The organism is Corallococcus sp. AB032C, from assembly GCF_003668935.1.
Lineage (GTDB): Bacteria > Myxococcota > Myxococcia > Myxococcales > Myxococcaceae > Corallococcus > Corallococcus exiguus.
This window is the reverse complement of the sequence record NZ_RAWP01000030.1, coordinates 15,535-34,292: the sequence shown is the minus strand read 5'-3', so window position 1 is coordinate 34,292 and position 18,758 is coordinate 15,535. Positions and strand designations below refer to the sequence as shown.

Below are 18,758 nucleotides of genomic sequence, written 5' to 3'. Positions count from 1 at the left end.
GGGGAGGGCCTCCGCTGGCGAAGGACCAGGCCCACCCGACAGCTCATCTCCCTGCAATCCCCCACAGCCCACCCCTGCCAGACACAACCACAGCAGGGTACCCCAATTCCTTGCATGCATGTCCACACCTCCCGGTCCACGACGCGCGGAGGGTGGGTTGCGAGGCTTTGCCTTCCAAGGGGCACCCCAAGGAGGTAGGAGTGTCGCGAGACCGGGTCGCGAGCTGGCGGACCGCCGTCGAGGCGAAGCCGCTGTACGGGGCCGTCCAGCGAGTGATTGCCGGAGTGTACCTCAACGCCGGGGCTGCTCCTGCGCCCCGGCGTCGTCCCTGCCTACTCCCTCGGGCCGGTCAGCCCTGGCGGGCAGCTGAAGGTGGCCGGCACGGACCACAGCTGGCCCTCGTCGGCGCCGTTGACGGCGGTGAAGAAGATGCGATTGCCCACGCGAGTGAACGAGTCCGGAAAGTGGATGTCCGCCAGCCGGCCCTGCGTCGCCACGGAGCCCCGGGTGAAGTAGGGGAAGGCGGGACTGCTCTGCTCCGGCGTGCCGCCGAACAGGACCTGGCCCGTGCCGGTGGCGAACACAGGAGAGTGGTCCTCGTAGTCCGGGCCAGGGCTGTCGAAGAGCTTGCGGGTCCCCGCGGCTGTCCCATTCGTCGCCCACAGCGACACCTCCAATGGCCCAGGGTGGTCGGCTTCGATGGCCATGGTGAAGTAGATGTCGATGCCGGAGATCACCGCCGTCTGGAGTACGGGATACGCGAGTTCGCCGGGCGCGTACGGGTTGGGCAGGGTGATGACCTTCGTCTTGCCACCGCCGTTCAACGAGAGCCGATCAATGCGCAGCCGGGCCGGGTCTGAATTCTCCACGGACGTCAGATAGACATTCGCGCCCAGCGTCCCGAGCAGGTTCACCCGCCTGCCGAAGGCTTCCAGGCGAACGGTTCCCGCGGCGGTGCCATTCGTCTTCCACACCTCGAAGTCGGGGCCGTCCTCCAGGATGAACAACGGCTGCTCACCCGGGCGGCTCACGTCCGTGAGGTAGGTGGGCCCCGCGTCCAGCCGCTTGACGGAGGTGGTCCCGGCCAGCGTGCCATCGGTGCGCCACAGCGTGGTGCCCGTGTCCTCGGAGAACACGAAGAGCAACGCGTTGCCGACCTTCAAGGTGTCATTGCCCAGGTCCAGGGTGCTGGTGAAGCTCCGCACCCGCAGCGTGCCGGCGGCCGTTCCGTCGGACCGCCACAGCTCCGGCCTGGCCCCACCTCCCGGCAGCGGCACCCAGCGGAAGAACACCAGGCGGCCATTGAGCTCCGTGGCATGGGTCAGCCCGGAGCCTTCCGAGCCGGGAGTGATGTCCTTGACCAGCCGGGTCCCACCCGCCGTTCCGTCACTGCTCCAGAGCTCCATGCCGGTGGTGTCGGTGCGGGTCTGGAAGAAGAGCGTGTTGCCCACCGCGACGAGGCTCTGGGGCTGATAGACGCCGGGGGGGCCCGGAAACGCCTTCAGCAGGACGGTTCCCATCTCCGTGCCGTCGCTGCGCCACAGGAACGAACCGGTGGCGAAGGCGGAGGTGACGAAGTAGAGCGTCCCCTGGACGTTCGTGAGCTCCCCCATGAAGCCCGAGAACCCTGGGGGCGTGATGGCCGCCACCCGGGCCGCCACCCCGGGGGGACACGCCTGGGCCGTCACCTCGCGGGAGTCGTCCTCCACCGTGGCCACGGGGACGGCCTCCGCCAGCGGGGCCCCGGGCTCCCCTGCCACGTCATCTCCCTGCAATCCCCCACAGCCCACCCCTGCCAGACCCAACCACAGCAGGGCACTCCAATTAATTACATGCATCGCCTCTCCTTCCCGGTTCACAGCGGACGGAGGTTGGGTTGCGAGGCTTTGCCTTCCAAGAGGCATCCCAAGGAGGTAGGAGTGTTTTGAGTATTTTGATCGTTTTTCTTGGGTTCAACTCCTACCGGGGCCGAGGCAGCCCGATGAGGTAGGTGATGCTCATTCCATTCACCCGATGAACGCCGTGGTGCCACTTGTACCCGTCGTTATCGAGGCCCTCCGTCAGCTCCTCGAGGTCTTCCGGTGTGTAGGTCCGCAGCGATGACACCACCCCATCCCAGAGGATGAGCAGGGGGATGATGGGCACCAGGTAGGTGAGGACCAGCCGCCACCAGCTCCTGGGACGGATGAGCAGGGTGAAGCCCCACACCAGGGGCACGATGAGCAGGATTTGGAAGAGGACGTACAGCAGTGAGCGCTGCGTGAGCTCGAAGGCCGCGATGGGGACGCCGCGCGCGGCGGCGTCCGCGAGGAGGGCCTTCGCCTGCTTCGGGCGGAAGTGGTGCAATCCCTCGAACAGGGTGCGCAACCCGGTGAGCTCCTCCGGGATGTGCATGACGTCGACCGGAGTGTCGCGGTACCGCGCGCCCTCGGGCAGCTCCGGCACCGGGGTGGGGTGGAGGTCGGTGAGCACCACCTCGGCCTCACTGTGCACACGGCGCAGCGCCGGGAGCAGGGTGCGCCAGGGTCCTCCCGTTCCCGAGCACAGGTCGATGATGCGGTTCGTGCCGGACATGCGCAGCAGATCCGCCAGCTGGGGGGCCACGGAGTCATAGGGGCGCGTCTTGTCGAGCACGACGTGCAGGTAGTCGACCTCGCCACGGCGCAGCGGCGCGGGTAGCCACGACTGGTCGAGGAACTCGAAGAGGTGGAGTCGGGGGAGCAGTCTCATCGACCGGAGGATAGATCCTCCGCGCGCCCGGCCCTACTTGCTCACCGCGATGGACTTCCGGAACAGCGCCAGGCTGTAGACGAAGAAGCCCACGCCCACCGCGCTCACCATCAGGAACTGGCGCCAGACGGCCCACAGCCCTCCTCCGCGGTAGATGATGACCTGCGAGAAGCTGACGAAGTGCCGGGCTGGCAGGAGGTACGTGACGTATTGCAGCCACTTCGGCTGGCTCTCCACGGGCGTGCTCCCGCCGGAAAGCAGCATGAGCACCAGGACCACCAGGATGATGAGCAGCGCGAACTGCGCCATCGAGCGGGAGATGGTCCCCAGGAAGATGCCGAGCGCCGTGGCGAAGAACAGGTAGAGCACGACGCCCACGAACCACAGCATCACCGAGCCGGCGAACGGCACCTTCAGCACCAGGTGCACGACCAGGAACAGCGAAGCCCCGGTCGCGACGAGAATGACCAGTCCGTTGGCCCAGACCTTCGCCATGGCGATCTCGAACGAGGTCAGCGGCATCACGAGCAGGTGCTCCAGCGTCCCGTGCTCGCGTTCCCGGATGACCGCGGCGCCCGTGAGGACGACCGTCAGCAGGGTGATTTGATTGATGATGGCCACCACGCTCTTGAACCAGGACGACACCCCGTTGGGGTTGAAGAGCTTGCGGACGATGAGGTTGACGGGCTTCGGTCCCGTCTCCGCCGTGCGCTTGAGGAACGAGGAGATGCGGTCGTTGAGGATGTTCTTGATGTAGCCGGAGCCGATGCCCGCCTGCTGCATGGCGGTCGCGTCGATGTTCAACTGGACGTCCGGGTTGCGCCCCGCGCGCAGGTCGTGCTCGAAGCGGGGCGGAATCACCACGACGAACATGAACCGGCCCCGGTCCATGTCCGGCTGGATGGCGTCCTCGGTGATGACCTCCGGCGACTTGAAGCGGGGCGGATAGAACGCGTTGAGCAGCTCCTTGGACAACGCGGACCCGTCCTCGTCGACAAAGGCAATCGAGGCGTTGTTCACCTCGCTGGAGGTCCCCGTGGCCTGGACGTAGATGGCCAGGGTGAACGCATAGACGACGAACACGATCAGCACCGCGTCGCTGAGCAGGCTTCGGATCTCCTTGAGCCCGAGCCACAGGATGTTCAGCAGCGAGTTCACTGCTATTTCTCCTGCTTTCTCAGGCCGAGGACGCTGATGGCCAGAAGGAGGGGGACGCACACGGCCAGGAAGGCGACGTCCCGCAGGATGAGGCCCGCGCCCAATCCCTTGGTGAAGGCGCCCAGGCTGGCGTGCATGTAATAGGTGGCCGGCCAGATGGAGCCGACGACCTTGGCCCCACCCTGGAGCGTGGAGACCGGCTGCAACAGGCCGGAGAACTGGATGGTCGGCACGATGGTCAGGATGGCCGTGACGAAGACGGCCGCGACCTGGCTGCCGGTGAAGGTGGATGTCACCATCCCAATGCCTGTCGTCGCCATGACGTAGAACAGGGCGCAGACCACCAACATCAGGAAGCTGCCCTTCATGGGGACTCCGAAGACGACCAGCGCCAGCGCGGTCAGGATGAAGAAGTTGGCCATGCCGATGACCACGTAGGGCAGCTGCTTTCCAAGCAGGTACTCCAGCCGCCCCGTGGGCGTGACATAGAAGTTGATGATGGACCCCAGCTCCTTCTCACGCACGATGCTGACCGTCATGAGGATGGCCGGGATGAGCAGCAACAGCAGCGCCGGGACGCTCGGCACGATGGAGTAGATGCTCTTGAAGGTGGGGTTGTAGAGGTAGCGCTCTTCGATGTTGGCCGTGGACTTCTGCGCGCTGGCGGAGTGGAAGCCGCTCGCGGGATCCCGGAGCATCCGGTTGTGGACCCCCTGGACGTATTGCTCCACGGTGTCGCCACGGAAGGTCATGGCGCCGTCCACCTGCGCCAGCACCTCGGGGCCGGAGCCCCGGCGGAGGTTCAGACCGAAGCGGGGCGGAATCTCCATCACCACCGAGACGTCGTCTGACTGGAGCCGGCGGAGCGCCTCGTCCGCGGACGGGGCGGGCGGGGTCGGGGCGAAGTAGGGCTTCGCCGCGCTGAACTGTTCCAGGTACGCGCGGCTCTCGGGCGACTGGTCGAGGTCCAGCGCGGCATAGCGGATGTTCTCGACGTCGGTCGTGATGCCGAAGCCGAAGACGAGCATCAACACCGCCGAACCGATGAAGGCGAACGCCAGCCGGACCTTGTCGCGCAGAATCTGACTGGTCTCGTTGGAGGCATACGCGAGCATCCGGCCCAGACGCAGCCGGAGTCCGGCCCGGTCCGCCCGTGGCGCGGCCGTGGGCTGGGGTGGGGCGGCTTCGGGCGTGGGGGCGGGAGTCGCGTCCTTGCCCTCGGCGCGAGCCTTCTCGGCGATGGCGTCTTCCATGTAGCCGATGAAGGCGGTCTCCAGGCTGTCCGCGTTCCGGGCTTCGATGAGCTTCTGGGGGCTGTCCGCCGCCAGCACCTTGCCCGCGTTCATGAGGGAGATGCGGTCGCAGCGCATCCCCTCGTTCATGAAGTGCGTGGTCACGAAGATGGTGACGCCCTGCTTGCGAGACAGGTCGATCAACAGCTCCCAGAAGCTGTCCCGGGCGACCGGATCCACTCCCGACGTGGGCTCGTCCAGGATGAGGATCTGCGGCCCGTGCAGCACGGCGACGGCCAGCGAGAGCCGCTGGCGCAGGCCCATGGGCAGGTCTCCGGCCAACGCCTCCAGGTGCGCGCCCAGTCCGAACCGCTCGACCAGCTCGTCGATGCGCGCCTTCGCCTTGTCTGGAGGCAGGTGGTAGAGCCGGGCGTGCAGGACCAGGTTCTGCTGAACGCTCAGCTCGCCGTAGAGCGAGAACGCCTGCGTCATGTAGCCCAGGTTCTTGCGCACCTCCATGCTGCCTGCGTCCACGGAGCTGCCGAAGAGCTTCGCCGTCCCCTCCGTGGGAGGCAGCAGGCCGGTCAGCATCTTCATGGTCGTGGACTTGCCGCAGCCGTTGGAGCCCAGGAAGCCGAAGATCTCACCGCGCTCGATGGACAGGGTGACGTGGTCGACGGCGGTGAAGGTCCCGAAGCGGCGGGTCAGTCCGTGGGCCTCGATGGCCAGCTCCGCCTTGCCCGGGGGACGGGGCGGGATGGTGATCTCCTTGTGGCCCCTGCGCTTCTCCTCGGGCAGCAGCGCGATGAAGCACTTCTCCAGGTCCTGGGTGCCTGTGCGCTCCATCAGCTCCGCGGGAGTCCCCGTCGCCAGCACGCGGCCCGCGTCCATGGCCACGATCCAATCCCACTGCTGCGCCTCGTCCATGTACGCAGTGGAGATGATGACGCTCATGCCGGGGCGCCCGGCGCGGATCTCATCGATGAGGCTCCAGAACTGCCGCCGTGAGAGCGGGTCCACGCCGGTGGTGGGCTCGTCGAGGATGAGCAGGTCCGGGTCGTGCACCAGCGCGCCGCACAGCCCCACCTTCTGCTTCATGCCGCCGGAGAGCTTGCCGGCGGGGCGCTCCGCGAACTTTCCCAACCCGGTGGCCGCGAGCAGCTCCGGGACGCGCACCTTGCGCTCCTCGGGGGACAGCCCGAAGAGCCGGGCCATGAAGTCCACGTTGTCGTAGACGCTGAGCTCCAGGTAGAGGTTCTTGCCCAGGCCCTGCGGCATGTACGCGATGCGCGGCCCCACTTCGCGCCGGTGCCGGGCGTCCGCGATGTCCCCGTCCAGAACCCTCACGCGCCCCTGCTGCATCTTCTTGGCGCCCGCCACCAGGGCCATCAGCGTGGATTTACCCACGCCGTCAGGCCCCACGATTCCCACCCGGATGCCGCTGGGGACGTCGAGCGAGATGCCGTCGAGCGCGACGGCCTTGCCGTAGCGGTGGGTCACGTCCTGGATGGAGACCACGAGCCGGCTGGAGACCATGCCTGGGCCCTCTCTTGTCGCCGGCTAGTGGGGTTCGGATTCCGCGGTGACGACGTTTTGCAGCCGGGAAGGCCACGCAGCGGCAGGGTCCACCTTGACGTAGCCGACGCCGCGAATGCCGGTCTTGATGCGCTCGACGTAGCGGCTGGCCAGCTCGCGGGGGACCTGGAGCTTCAGGCGGAACACCAGCTTCTCCCGCTCGCTCTTCGTCTCCACCTGCTTGGGGGTGAACTGCGCTTCCGGTGACACGAAGGACACATAGCCGGGGATGGAGCGGTCGGGCTCGAAGTCGACGGTGAGGCGCGCCTCGGAGCCAATCTTCACGCGGGCGGCCTCGCTCGCGGGCAGGAAGATCTCCATGAAGACGTCCTCCAGGTTCACGAGCGTCAGCGCCGGTCCGCCGGGCGACAGCACCTCGCCGGGCTCGGCGAGGCGGTAGAGGACGCGGCCCGTCACCGGAGACTTGAGCGTCGCGTCGGCGATGCGCGTTTGAATCGTCGCCGCGTTGGCTCGCGCCACTTCGATCTCCTCCCGCGAGGTCTTCAGCGTGGCCTCTGCTTCCGCCAGGCTGGCCCGGGCGGTCTCCAGCTGGCTCGCCCGAACGTCCACGTCCCGCTGCGAGCCGGCGCCTTGCGACACCAGCCTCCGGGAGCGCTCGGCCTCGATGGTGGCGAGCTCGATTTCACTCTTCGTTTTGACGATGCCCGCCTCGGCCACCGCCAGCTTCTCCTGCGTGGCAGCGACGTTCGCGTTGGCCTCCGCCAGGCTGGACTCCAGCGTGGTGGTGTCCAGGTGCACCAGCACCTGCCCTGGCTTGACGAGGTCGCCTTCGTTGACGAGGACCTCCTTCACCCGCAGGGGCTCCTTCGCGGAGACATCCGCCAGCTTCGACTCGATGCGGCCGTTGCCCGAGACGATTCCCTCCGGCAGCGCGGACTTCTTCCCCTTCCAATACTTGAAGCCGATGAACGCGATGATCGCGAGGGCGACCAGCCCAATGACCCACTTGTATTTCCCTTTCGGCTTCCAGGGCATGGCGGACTCTCTATGGCTTGACGGGTTGCGAGACCGTCTTGGTTTCTTGCGTCCGCGGCTTGGACAGCATGTCGCCCCAGTGGGTCCGCTGCTCCATCTCCGCCTGCATCGGCTCTGGCACGATGGGCTGGTCGCGGCGGACCTCCCAGCCTCCGCCCAGCGCCTTGTAGAGGGCGACCAGGTTCGTGGCGATGGAGGAGCTCGTCTGGGCCAGGTTGTTCTGCTGTTCCAGGAGCGACCGTTGCGCGTCCAGCACGCGCTGATAATCCACGGCGCCTTCGCGGTACTGCACCAACGCGAGCTCCACCGACCGCTGCGCGGACTTCACCGCGGCCTGCTGGAAGGTCATGGCCTGCTGGGCGTGGATGAACCCCGTCAGGGCGTCCGCCACCTCCTGGGCCGCCTTGAGCACCGTGTGGCGGTAGTTGACGAGCAATTGCTGGAACCGCGCGTCCTCGACCCGCACCCCGTTCTTCAGGCGGCCGTAGTTCAGGAAGGGAAAGACGATCCGGGGGCCCACGGAATAGAAGAGGCTGCCCAGGGAGAAGAGATTGCCGGAGGCCGCGGCACTGGTGCTCGCCTGGAGCCCGATGCTCCCGAAGAGGGAGAAGCTCGGATAGAGCTCCGCCTCCGCGACGCCAATCCGGGCGCACTGCGCGGCGGCGGACAGCTCCGCGCTGCGGACATCCGGGCGCCGCCGCAGGATTTCAGCCGGCATGCCGACGGCCACCGTCGCGGGCGCAATGGGAATATGCTTGGGGCCCGCCAGCAGCGCCTCCACCTCGCCCGTGGGCTGGCCCAGGAGCGTGCTCATGGCGTTGCGAGCCTGCTCCAGCCCGGCTTCCAGCTGGGGGATGGTGGCCCGGGTGCTCTCCAGCAGGGTCGAGGCCTGCGTCACATCCAGCTCCGAGGTGACGCCGTTGCTGAAGCGCGACTCGGCGATCCGGTAACCCTCCTCCTGGATCCGCACGTTCTCCCGCGCCTGTTCGATGAGCACCTCGTACGTGCGGACCAGGACATAGGTGCGCGCGACCTCCGCGGTGAGCGAGACGACCGAGGACTGGTAGTCCGCCACCGACGCGAGCAGGCCCGCGGCCCCCGCCTCCACGCCCCGCCGGTACTTGCCCCAGAAGTCCACCTCCCACAGCGCGTCGAAGCCCAGCTGGTACTCCAGGAAGTGACGGTCGATGGAGCCCAGGTTCTGCAAGTTGATGGGGTTGGCCGCGGCGGAGTTCTCACTGCGCCCCACCGCGGCGCCGCTGGCGGAGAGGGCCTGGACCTGCGGATACTGCCGGCCGGTGAGGATGGCCAGCTGGGCGCGCGCCTCGACGATTCGCAGCCCCGAAATCTGCAGCGGCAGGTTCTGCCTGGCGGCGAGCTCGACGAGCCGGTCCAGCGAGGGATCGCCAAACGACTTCCACCATTGGGTGTCGACCGCGCCCTGTGTCGACAGGCGCGGGTCGCCCTGGGTGCGCCACTCCTTCGCGACCGCGGCCTCGGGCTTCTTGAAGTCGGGGCCGACCGCGCACCCGGCGAGGATGCTGAGCAGGGAGACGGTGCTGACGAAGGATTTCATCCCCTGCATGGCGTTGGCCGTCCCCCGCATCCGCTACACCTCGATGGGTGGGCAGAGTCCGCACGGGGTGAAGCGCGCGGAAGTACGAGCCGTGCGAATGCCCCAGGGGGCAGTGTTCAATGTCCGCCGGCCCATACCAGACACCGACCCGGGGACGGCGTGGCTGTCATCCGCACGCACCGTGCGCACGTCTGACATTGCGCGTGCCGGGGGGCCGCACAACCCTATGTCCATGGCACAGGACACCCCCAAAGAGCCCTTGAAGCGCAAGGCCTATACCCAGGAACTCCGCAAGCTCCAGTCCCAGCTCTGCCAGCTTCAGGAGTGGGTCAAGCACGCGCAGATGCGTGTCATCGTGGTGTTCGAAGGCAGGGACGCGGCGGGGAAGGGCGGAACGATTCGCGCCATCACCGAACGGGTGAGTCCCCGGGTGTTTCGCGTGGTGGCCCTCCCGGCGCCTTCGAGCCGGGAGAAGTCCCAGATGTACCTTCAGCGGTACGTGCCGCATTTCCCCGCGGCAGGCGAGATCGTGATCTTCGACCGCAGTTGGTACAACCGGGCCGGCGTCGAGCCCGTGATGGGCTTCTGCACTCCCGAAGAGCACGAGCGCTTCCTGATGGGCTGCCCCGTGTTCGAGCAGTACATGGTCGACAGCGGAATCCTCCTGCTGAAGATCTGGCTGGAGGTCGGCAAGGAGGAGCAGGCGCGGCGGTTCGCGGCGCGGATCGACGACCCCCTGCGGCAGTGGAAGCTCAGCCCCATGGACATCAAGTCCTGGAAGCGCTGGTACGACTACTCCAAGGCGAGGGACCAGATGCTGGCCGCGACGGACACGCCCTTCGCGCCCTGGCACATCCTGCGGTCCGACAATAAAAAGAAGGCGCGGCTCAACTGCATCCGCTTCCTGCTGGAGAAGATTCCGTACGAGAAGGTGAAGCGCGCCAAGGTGAAGCTGCCCCCCCGCTCCAAGCATGGCGCGTACGACGACGGCGCTTCGCTCAAGGGGCGGAACTTCATCCCCGAGCGGTACTGAGCGCCGTGACGAGCTGTGCCCTCGTCACGGCGCGGCGCTGCCCTGCTCGCTACTGACCCAGCACGACGCGGAAGATCCGCTCGTTGCTGTTGTCGGGGATGCTGTCCTTGTCACCCTGGTTGGTGGTGGTCATCCAGAGGTTGCCGTCCGGAGTCGGCTCCACGGTGCGCAGCCGGCCGTAGGTGCCGACGAAGAACTGCTGCACGTTGGTCAGGCTGGTGCCGCTGATGACCTCGCGGTAGAGGCGCGTGCCGCGGGCGCAGGCCACGTAGAGGACGTCGCGCACCACCGCGATGCCGGAGCACGAACCGTCCGCCGTGGAGTAGGTCTGCTTCGGCGCGATGTACCCGGCCGTCGCGCAGCCCGAACCGCCCTGGGACACCGTGCCCTCGCAGTTGGGCCAGCCGTAGTTGCCGCCCTTCTGGATGAGGTTGGTCTCGTCCATCACGGAGTTGCCGAACTCCTGCTCCCACAGCCGGCCCTGCGAGTCGAACGCCAGGCCCTGCGGGTTGCGGTGGCCGTAGCTCCACACGTAGTTGCCGAAGGGGTTGTCGGACGGGACGGTGCCGTCCGCGTTGAGGCGCAGCACCTTGCCGGCCAGGTTGTTGATGTCCTGCGCGTAGGCGCCGTTCTGGGCATCACCCGTGGACGCGTAGAGCTTCCCGTCCGGGCCAAAGCGCAGCCGCCCGCCGTTGTGGAACTTGTTGCGGCCAATGCCCTGGAGCAGCACCTGGAGCGACGCGGTGTTGAGGGCGCCGTTCTCATACCGCAGCCGCACGATGCGGTTGTCGGTGGGGGAGGTGTGCATCACGTACAGCCAGCGGTCGGTGGAGAAGTTGGGGGAAAGTGCCAGCCCCATCAGGCCGCCCTCGCCGTCGGTGCTCTGCACGTTGGGGATGGTGCCCACGGACGTCTTCTGTCCCGTCGCCGGGTCCAGGCGAACGACGTTCTGCGCGTCGCGGCGGCCGTAGAGCACCGTGCCGTCCGGCAGGTTCACCAGGCCCCACGGGATGTCCGTGTCGGTGGCGACCTGGATGACGGAGCAGACGGCGTTCGCGCAGGCCTGACCGGTGGTGACCGTCACGGACGCGCTCTGGGCGGACGCGTTGGCCTGGGCGTCGCGGGCGAGCACGGCATAGGTGTAGGCCGTGTTCGCGGACAGGCCGCTGTCGACGAAGGACGTCCCGGGCGGAGAGCCCGCCACGGTGCCAATCTTCACGCCGCCCCGGAACACGTCATACGCGCTCACGCCCACGTTGTCGGTGGACGCGGTCCAGTTCACCGTCACGCTGGTGCCGGACGCGGCGGCGGTGACGCCAGTCGGGATGCTGGGAGCCTGCGTGTCCGCCTGGCACTGCGGCGGGGTGATGGAGAGCGTGGCGCTGCCCTGGGAGACATTGCCCACCGCGTCTCGCGCATTCACATACAGGCCCCAGGTCACGCCGGGGACCACGGTCAGCCCGGTGGACACCGTGGCGCCGGAGACGGACTTCATCAGCTGGCCGTCATGGTAGACGTCGTAGAAGGCGACGCCCTGGTTGTCCGTGGACGGCGTCCACGACAGCGTGGCCGAGTTGCACGTCACGTTGGACAGCGCGAGCCCCGTGGGCACGGTGGGCGCCTGGGTGTCGGCCGGCAGCGACCACTGCTGGTTCGTCTGGGCGTTGCAGGTCCAGACGATGACCTTCGAGCTGTTGGCGGTGGCCTGACCGGACACGTCCAGGCACAGCGAGGTCGCCGTGTGGATCACCGCGCCGGCGGTGTTGCGGACCCACCGCTGATTCGCCGTCCCATTGCAGGCGGCGATGACGGCCCGGGCACCGGAGCTGGAGGTCTCCGGCTGGACGCACCACGAGCCACCGAACGCGCGCAGCTCGCCTTCCGGCGTGAAGAGGAACCGCTGGTTGTCCTGGCTGTGGCAGTCATAGATGTGCAGCTCCTGCCCCGCGGTCTGGCTGTTCCCCGCCACGTCGAGGCAGCGGCCGGACTGCGTGCTGATGAGCCGAGAGCCGGCGACCACCGCGGCGGTCTGTGTCTGGAGTTCGGGGCCTTCCTCCGGCTTTTCTCCACAAGCAGTGACGGTGACCAGGACTCCGGCCAGTAGGTGACGAACATTCATTGAGGCGCTCCTTGGCATTCCGCCTCTTTCACGGAATCCATGAAAGGCCTCAAGTGAACTCTCTGGCACGCGTCGGCCGATGTTGAGCGGCTATCAACACGCCCCCAGGTTCAATTGCCTGCCGTCGAAGCCGCCCTCACCGCCTCCGCTCTCTCAAGCCGCTCCGCGCGGAACCGGCGCAGGCGGCGGCTGCTGATGGTCAACCCGTTGATTCCGCCGGAGGCCGCCCGCGTGAACGTGACCGTGCCGAGCGACCCGACGAAATGGTCCCCGCCGACCGCATCCAGCACCACCTCGTCCCGGCGAGGCCAGCGGATGGCCAGCTTCCCGTCCACGACGCGCACCGTGTAGGTCATGTCGACCTCCTCGCTGCGGTACTGCCCCGCGAACGTCGCCAACGCCGTGGGCTCCGGCGCGGTCACGCGGATGAAGGGTCTCGTCGTCGGCCAGAAGTCCCGGATGCTCAGCTCGCGTGGGCCCGAGAAGCGCCAGACATGCGTCGACTCGCCTGGACGGAACGCGCCATCGCCCATGGGCACGAAGGGCTTGGGCACGCCCACCTGGCGCAGCGCTCCGTCCTTGAACTCCAGGCGCACCACTTCATCCGTCAGGGGGCTCCAGTAGTCGCCGGCCAGTGCCGACAGCTCCGTCTCCGCCACCTTCATGGGGGGCGGCACTTCGTCCTTCATGTGCGCCCCCAGGTACACGTCGGCGACCTTCCGTGCGAGCTCACCCGCGTCGATGTTGCCGCTGTTGCAGAGCGTGACGATGGCGACCCGCTGCGCAGGAAAGAGGAGGGACTCCGTGCGGTAGCCGCCGTCCATGCCGTCGTGGCTCACCATGTCCAGGCCGCGATACCCCGCCAACCGCAGGCCGCCGCCGTAGCCTGTCGCGGTGCCGTCGTTCAATTTGCCGGAGGTCCGCACCAATTCGATCAGCGCCTGCCCACCGACGCGTGCGTCGAGCAGGTTCTGCTGCCACTTCAGCAGGTCGCCAATCGTGGAGAAGAGGTTGCTCGCGCCATGATGGTCGGAATTGGAGACGCTGAGGCGCCAGCCACCGCCGTCGCGGGAGGTGTAGCCCCAGGCGCGCCGGGAAAAGAGCTCGGTGTGGTCCTCGCGGAAGCGGGTGTCGGTCATGCCGAGCGGCTTGAAGATGCGCTCGTCGGTGAAGGCTCGCAGCGGCTGACCGGAGACGCGCTTCACCACGAGCGCCAGCAACGTGTAGGCGGCATTGCCATACAGGACCTCCGCGCCCGGTTCGAAGTTCACGCCGCGTTGCCGGCCCAGCGCCCAGAGGATGTCTGCTTCGGTAGAGACATCATCACCGCGCCAGCCCGCCAGGCTCAGCAACTGTCCCTGCTCACGCAGCCCGTTGGTGTGATGCATCAGGTGCGCGAGCGTGATGGTTTTTCCATACACGGGCAGCTCCGGCACGTGCTTGCGGATGTCGTCGTCCAGCGAGAGCTTGCCCTCCTGCGCCAGCATCCCAATCGAGAAGGCAGTGAACTGCTTGGAGATGGAGGCGATGGAGAAGACCGAACGCGGCGTGACCGGGACGTCGTGCTCCAGGTCCGCCGTGCCGTAGCCTCGCGCGTAGTCCAGCGCTCCGTCGCGTGAGATGCCCACGGCGCAGCCGGGCTGGGTCTTGTTGTTCCACTGCGAGAAGAGGGCATCCACCTGCTTGTGGCGGTCCTTGGGCAGGGGGTTCGCGGCCAGGGCCGGGGCGCACGTGAGCGCGGCGAACAAGAACGACGACATGAGCAGCTTGCGTGGCATGGAGCGCTTCCAGGGCAAGAGGTGACCGGGGGCACCCTGCCTTCGCTGCCGCCACGCTGGGGGAGTGTTCAGCCGGTGGGGACGGGCCCGCGGCGAACGGGCACCTCCGTGCGGCGAACGGGCCGTCTGTCAGCGCGGCCGGGGAGCATGCCCATTCATGCTCCCCGGCCGTGTCAGCTCACAAGTGGCAGGTCCGGTATTGCGCCCCGGTGGAGGCGGTATTCACCGCGCAATACAGCAACTTGCTGGACGTGTTTCCCCACTTGTCCTTGGCGGTGACCGAGAACGGCAGGTCCGTCTGGACGGAGGCGGTGCCCGGGATGGTCCACTGCACGGACCAGGGGGCCTGAGTCAGCGTGACGTTGAAGCCGGGGATCAGGCCTCCCGTGATGTTGACGGACTGGATGCCGCGAGGGTCGCTCACGGGCTCCGCGGAGACGAGGTACGAGCGGCCCGCGCCATAGACCGTGAGGTTGAGGGTGGGCCCCGTGTTGTCCGCCGTCACCGTGCGCGTCTCCGGCGAGCTGGAGACTCCGTTGATGTCCGTGCATTGGAACAGCAGCGAGTAATCACCGTCCGCGCGGCCCGTGGTGTCGACCACGAACTCATAGGGCGCGGTGGTGTCCGTCTGGGTGACGACGCCCCCCTCGCGCAGCTCCACGTGGTGCACGCCCTCCGTGTCCGTGCACTGCACGGTGAACTTCGGCTTCTTCGGCTGGGTGTCGTCCCGGGTGATGCCTGTGATGACCGGCGGGGTGAGGTCCTTGATGAACGCTGTCTGGAAGTTCGCCGTGTTGCCGCACGCATCGCGGACGATTGCCTGGAACGTGTGCGTCCCCGCAGCCATCGATTCCCCGAACTCCAGCACGTAGGACGGCGTCGTGGGCTGCGCCACCAGCGTCCCGTCCACATACAGCGCATACGGATACTCAACGCCACAGCCATCCGTCGCGCTGACCATCAGCCGCACCAGCGAGCCTGGCTGTGTCTTGGCGAAGCTCACCGCCGGGGGCGTGGTGTCGAGCGGGGCTGCCCTGGACGTGGTGCCCTTGTTGCCGAAGGCATCCGTCACCTCCACGGTGATGTTGTGGGCCAGCGGATCCAGGGGCGTGTAGCTGGCCTGGTACGTCGTGGCTTCGTTCGTCCGCGTGGCGAAAACAAGTCCGTCCACCTTGAAGTCCACCCGTGCCACCGCGGAGATGTCCGTCACGGAGACATTCACCTGGAACGGCGACTCGGTCCCCGCCGCCACCGTCATCGTCACGATGGGCGGCGTGTTGTCCACCTTCAAGGCGGCATGCTGGACGGCGGCGTTCATGTACGTGTCGTAAACCCGGATGAACACGTCATGGGTTCCATCCGTCCAGGTGGAGGTGTCCAGCTCCTGCTCGTACGGCGGCACGAAGATGCCGTACATGAACTGTCCGTCGGCGCCGAAGTCCACGGAGAGGATTCCGGAGGGGTCGCTCGGGGTGACGGAGTAGCGGGGCTGCTTCGGCGAACCGGAGCGGAGGAAGGAGAAGGTGGGCGCCTGCTTGTCCATCGCGACCGTCACCGTCTTCGTGGCCAGGTTCCCCCAGAAGTCCCATGCCTGCAGTTGGATGGAGTGATTGCCATGGGCCAGCGCGGCGCCCGGCAGGACCTGCGTGAACGTCCATCCGGACAGCGTCTTGATCTGCGCGCCGCCGTCCACCACCAGCCGCGGCGCGGTGGTGTACTGGTCCGGCACTTCGGCGTCGGTGATGGTGCCGGTGCATTCGATGTCCTGGTTCACCTGCCGGCAGCTCAGCGTCGTCTGCGGAGGCACCGAGTCCGGCGCGTAGCCGACGTTGACGGCCGCGAACGCGCGCGCCACGGTCTTCATCCGGTTGCCGTTCAGCACGCCGTCCCGCGCGGTCGCCGCCGCGAGCGCCGCCTGGCGGGCCTGCAGGTAGTCCGAATCCAACGGCATCAACTGAACCGCCTGCCCCCAGATGCGCAGCGCTTCCGCGGGCCCCAGGCCGCTGAACCCTTCGGGGACGAGCCAGCAGTGCCACGGGCTCGTGGTCTGCGCGCTGCATCCATAAGCCAGCAGCAGGAACATCCGGCTCAGGGGGCCCCCGGAGTAGTGCTCGTCCGCCTGTCCGATGGAGTCGAACCACTCCGGATACTGGGGCGCCAGGAGGCTGCGGGACGTGGTGCCCGTCTCCTCGCCCATGGTGAGGTTCGAAGGCTTCACCACCACCCCATCGATGTTCGTCGACGTCGACGACGTCCGCTTCGCGTCGCGCAGCAGCTCGGTGACGAAACCGAAGATGTCCCCCGTGCCCTCGTTCAGCCCGGCCCGCTCCGAATGCTCCGTTGGGACATTCGAGGGGTCGCCCGCCAGCTCCCGGCCGAAGAAGTCATGGGCCATCTCGTGGGCCACGATGTCGGTGGTCGTGAGCGAGGTCTTGGAGTTTTCGCTGAGAGAGCGGTAGCCGAACCGGAGCGTCGGATTGCGCAGTCCGGGGAAATAGAAGGCGTTCTCGGCGTTGGCGTGCACCTGGACGTCGAAGGGTGTGCCGTCCCCCGTCGGGCCCGCGCGCCCCAGGAAGGTCACGTAGACGGACCACGCCAGTCCCACGGCGTGGTAGGCGTCCACCGCCGCGGTCTCCCCGTTGGTTCCGAGCGTGCCTCCTCCGCTGTAGCGGAGCCCGTCACCCAGGATCAGGTCCGGGGTGTAATAGAGCTGCCAGGTGCCGCCCCGCCCCTGCGGGACAAAGGCGTAATAGTCATTGTTGTACACGTCCCGCAGCCGGGTGGCTCCCCCCATGGTTTCGGAGAACACGGACAGGTTGACCGCTCCCGCGAAGTAACCCGTGCCGCGGGCCTTCTTGAACGTCCCCTGCACGCCCGTGTGTTCGAGCGGATCCAGGCGCAGCACCTCTCCGGTGCGTGCATCCACCTGCGCGCTCCAGCGCCTCGACACGTCCCCGTCCGCGCCGAGCTTGAGCAGGTAGATGAGCCGCAGGCCCGTCACCACCCGCTCGAAGTCCTCGGCGTTCCGGGGACCGGCGAAGCGCGGGGCGGCCGCGTCCTTCCGAAGCTGGCGCGCCTCCGTGGGCAGGAGCACGAGCTGCGCGGACTCCACCTTCGCGGAGGCGTCCTTCAGGGCCGCGAGCGCGGCGTCCCGGGCCTGGGCCTCGGTGAGCCGGGCCTTCGTCTCCACTGCACCCGTGGGCTGGAACCGGGCGTTGGAGAAGAAGGTCTGGCCCAGCGCTGACTTCGCTTCCAGGCCCCAGACCGGCACGCCCCGGAAGTGGAGCGTCTGCCGCACGCCCTTCGCATCCGGTATCAGTGAGACATCCCGGAGGTCGAAGCCGCGCTCCGCGACCAGTTGCTCGGCCTGCGTCCGGGCCTGGGCCTGCGCGGGCTCCGGAGCGTCTTCCGACGATGTGGGACCACAACTGAGACACAACAAGACAAGGCTGCCCCGCAGCCAGGAACGCATTTGCATGGAACTCCCCCTCTGCTGGACTCGTGAAGACATCCAACACCTGTGATTGCATGAATTGCTGCTTTCATGCAATCCCACCCATGGCGAGGGGGGACCTGGCTACTTCTTGGCGCCGCGACCCTTGAACACCTTCTGCCCCAGGGTGAAGAGCACCACCAGCAGGGCGCCGGCGCCCAGTCCCACCGCGGCGTTGAGCAGCATGGGGGTGAGCCCGCCCAGGACGCTGCCCACGCCCGGGACGCGCCCGGCCCACGCGGTGAGGGACTCCTCCGCGTGGTGCAGGCCGGAGATGCCGTGCACGAGGATGCCGCCGCCCACCAGGAACATGGCCGCGGTGCCCGCCACGGAGAGGAACTTCATCAGCCACGGCGCCGCGCGGAGGATTCCCCTGCCCAGGCCCTGCGCGAAGCCACTGCCCTTGCGGCTGAGGTACAGGCCCGCGTCGTCCAGCTTCACGATGCCCGCCACCAGCCCGTATACGCCCACCGTCATGATGAGGGCAATGCCCACCATCACCGAGACGCGGGTGGCGAAGTCCGCCGTCGCCACGGTGCCCAGCGTGATGGCGATGATCTCCGCGGAGAGGATGAAGTCCGTGCGCACCGCGCCCTTGATCTTGTCCTTCTCCAGGGCCACCCGGTCCAGGTTCGGGTCCTCCAGCGTCTTGCGCAGCTCGGCGTTGTGCGCCTCGTCCTCTTCCTTGCCGTGCAGGAGCTTGTGCGCCAGCTTCTCCGCGCCCTCGAAGCAGAGGAAGGCGCCGCCCACCATCAGGAGCGGCGTCACCAGCCAGGGCGCCAGCGCGCTGATGGCCAGCGCGGCGGGCACCAGGATGGCCTTGTTGACCAGCGAGCCCTTCGCCACCGCCCACACCACGGGCAGCTCGCGGTCCGCGTTCACGCCCGTCACCTGCTGCGCGTTGAGCGCCAGGTCGTCGCCCAGCACCCCCGCCGTCTTCTTCGCCGCCACCTTCGTCAGGATGGAGACGTCATCCAGGATGGTGGCGATGTCGTCGATGAGCGCAATCAGGCTGCTGCCTGCCATGGATGTCTTCCGGGCTGGGGGGGGGGACGTCACCCTGCTGCA

General features: G+C 67.5%; 11 protein-coding genes. 1 reads left to right on the top strand and 10 read right to left on the bottom strand.

Annotation, left to right across the window (positions count from 1 at the left end):
- Window positions 1-332: 332 nt before the first annotated feature.
- The 6 genes from D7X99_RS15635 to D7X99_RS15610 all read right to left on the bottom strand — a co-directional run bounded on the left by D7X99_RS15635 (window position 333) and on the right by D7X99_RS15610 (window position 9,276).
- Window positions 333-1,760 carry a hypothetical protein gene (locus D7X99_RS15635; protein WP_171805211.1) on the bottom strand — a complete coding sequence of 476 codons (1,428 nt, stop codon included), beginning with the start codon at window positions 1,758-1,760 and terminating at the stop codon, window positions 333-335.
- Between the two features lie 199 nt (window positions 1,761-1,959).
- On the bottom strand, window positions 1,960-2,730 hold the full coding sequence (locus D7X99_RS15630; RefSeq protein WP_121778512.1) for a hypothetical protein: 771 nt from the start codon (window positions 2,728-2,730) through the stop codon (window positions 1,960-1,962).
- A 33-nt stretch (window positions 2,731-2,763) separates the two neighbouring features.
- Complete coding sequence (locus tag D7X99_RS15625) at window positions 2,764-3,888, bottom strand: ABC transporter permease (RefSeq protein WP_121778511.1); 1,125 nt, start codon at window positions 3,886-3,888, stop codon at window positions 2,764-2,766.
- 2 nt (window positions 3,889-3,890) lie between these two features.
- On the bottom strand, window positions 3,891-6,656 hold the full coding sequence (gene rbbA, locus D7X99_RS15620) for a ribosome-associated ATPase/putative transporter RbbA (RefSeq protein WP_121778510.1): 2,766 nt from the start codon (window positions 6,654-6,656) through the stop codon (window positions 3,891-3,893).
- A gap of 24 nt (window positions 6,657-6,680) precedes the next feature.
- Complete coding sequence (locus D7X99_RS15615) at window positions 6,681-7,691, bottom strand: HlyD family secretion protein (protein ID WP_121778509.1); 1,011 nt, start codon at window positions 7,689-7,691, stop codon at window positions 6,681-6,683.
- Window positions 7,692-7,701: 10 nt separating this feature from the next.
- Window positions 7,702-9,276: an efflux transporter outer membrane subunit gene (locus D7X99_RS15610; protein WP_233613421.1), complete on the bottom strand. Its 1,575-nt coding sequence runs from the start codon at window positions 9,274-9,276 to the stop codon at window positions 7,702-7,704.
- Window positions 9,277-9,499: 223 nt separating this feature from the next.
- On the opposite strand from D7X99_RS15610, the gene ppk2 reads away from it, so the two are divergent.
- Entirely contained in the window at window positions 9,500-10,300 is an 801-nt protein-coding gene (gene ppk2, locus D7X99_RS15605; protein ID WP_121778557.1) for a polyphosphate kinase 2, read from the top strand.
- A gap of 49 nt (window positions 10,301-10,349) precedes the next feature.
- Here ppk2 and D7X99_RS15600 read toward each other — a convergent pair whose 3' ends face one another.
- The 4 genes from D7X99_RS15600 to D7X99_RS15585 all read right to left on the bottom strand — a co-directional run bounded on the left by D7X99_RS15600 (window position 10,350) and on the right by D7X99_RS15585 (window position 18,716).
- Window positions 10,350-12,419 carry a PQQ-dependent sugar dehydrogenase gene (locus tag D7X99_RS15600; protein ID WP_121778507.1) on the bottom strand — a complete coding sequence of 690 codons (2,070 nt, stop codon included), beginning with the start codon at window positions 12,417-12,419 and terminating at the stop codon, window positions 10,350-10,352.
- Between the two features lie 110 nt (window positions 12,420-12,529).
- Window positions 12,530-14,197: a serine hydrolase gene (locus tag D7X99_RS15595; RefSeq protein WP_121778506.1), complete on the bottom strand. Its 1,668-nt coding sequence runs from the start codon at window positions 14,195-14,197 to the stop codon at window positions 12,530-12,532.
- A gap of 178 nt (window positions 14,198-14,375) precedes the next feature.
- Entirely contained in the window at window positions 14,376-17,675 is a 3,300-nt protein-coding gene (locus D7X99_RS15590; protein ID WP_147476161.1) for an Ig-like domain-containing protein, read from the bottom strand.
- Between the two features lie 99 nt (window positions 17,676-17,774).
- The gene (locus tag D7X99_RS15585; RefSeq protein WP_121778504.1) at window positions 17,775-18,716 is read right to left on the bottom strand and encodes a DUF808 domain-containing protein; all 942 of its coding nucleotides are present in this window, start codon (window positions 18,714-18,716) and stop codon (window positions 17,775-17,777) included.
- Between the last annotated feature and the right edge of the window lie 42 nt (window positions 18,717-18,758).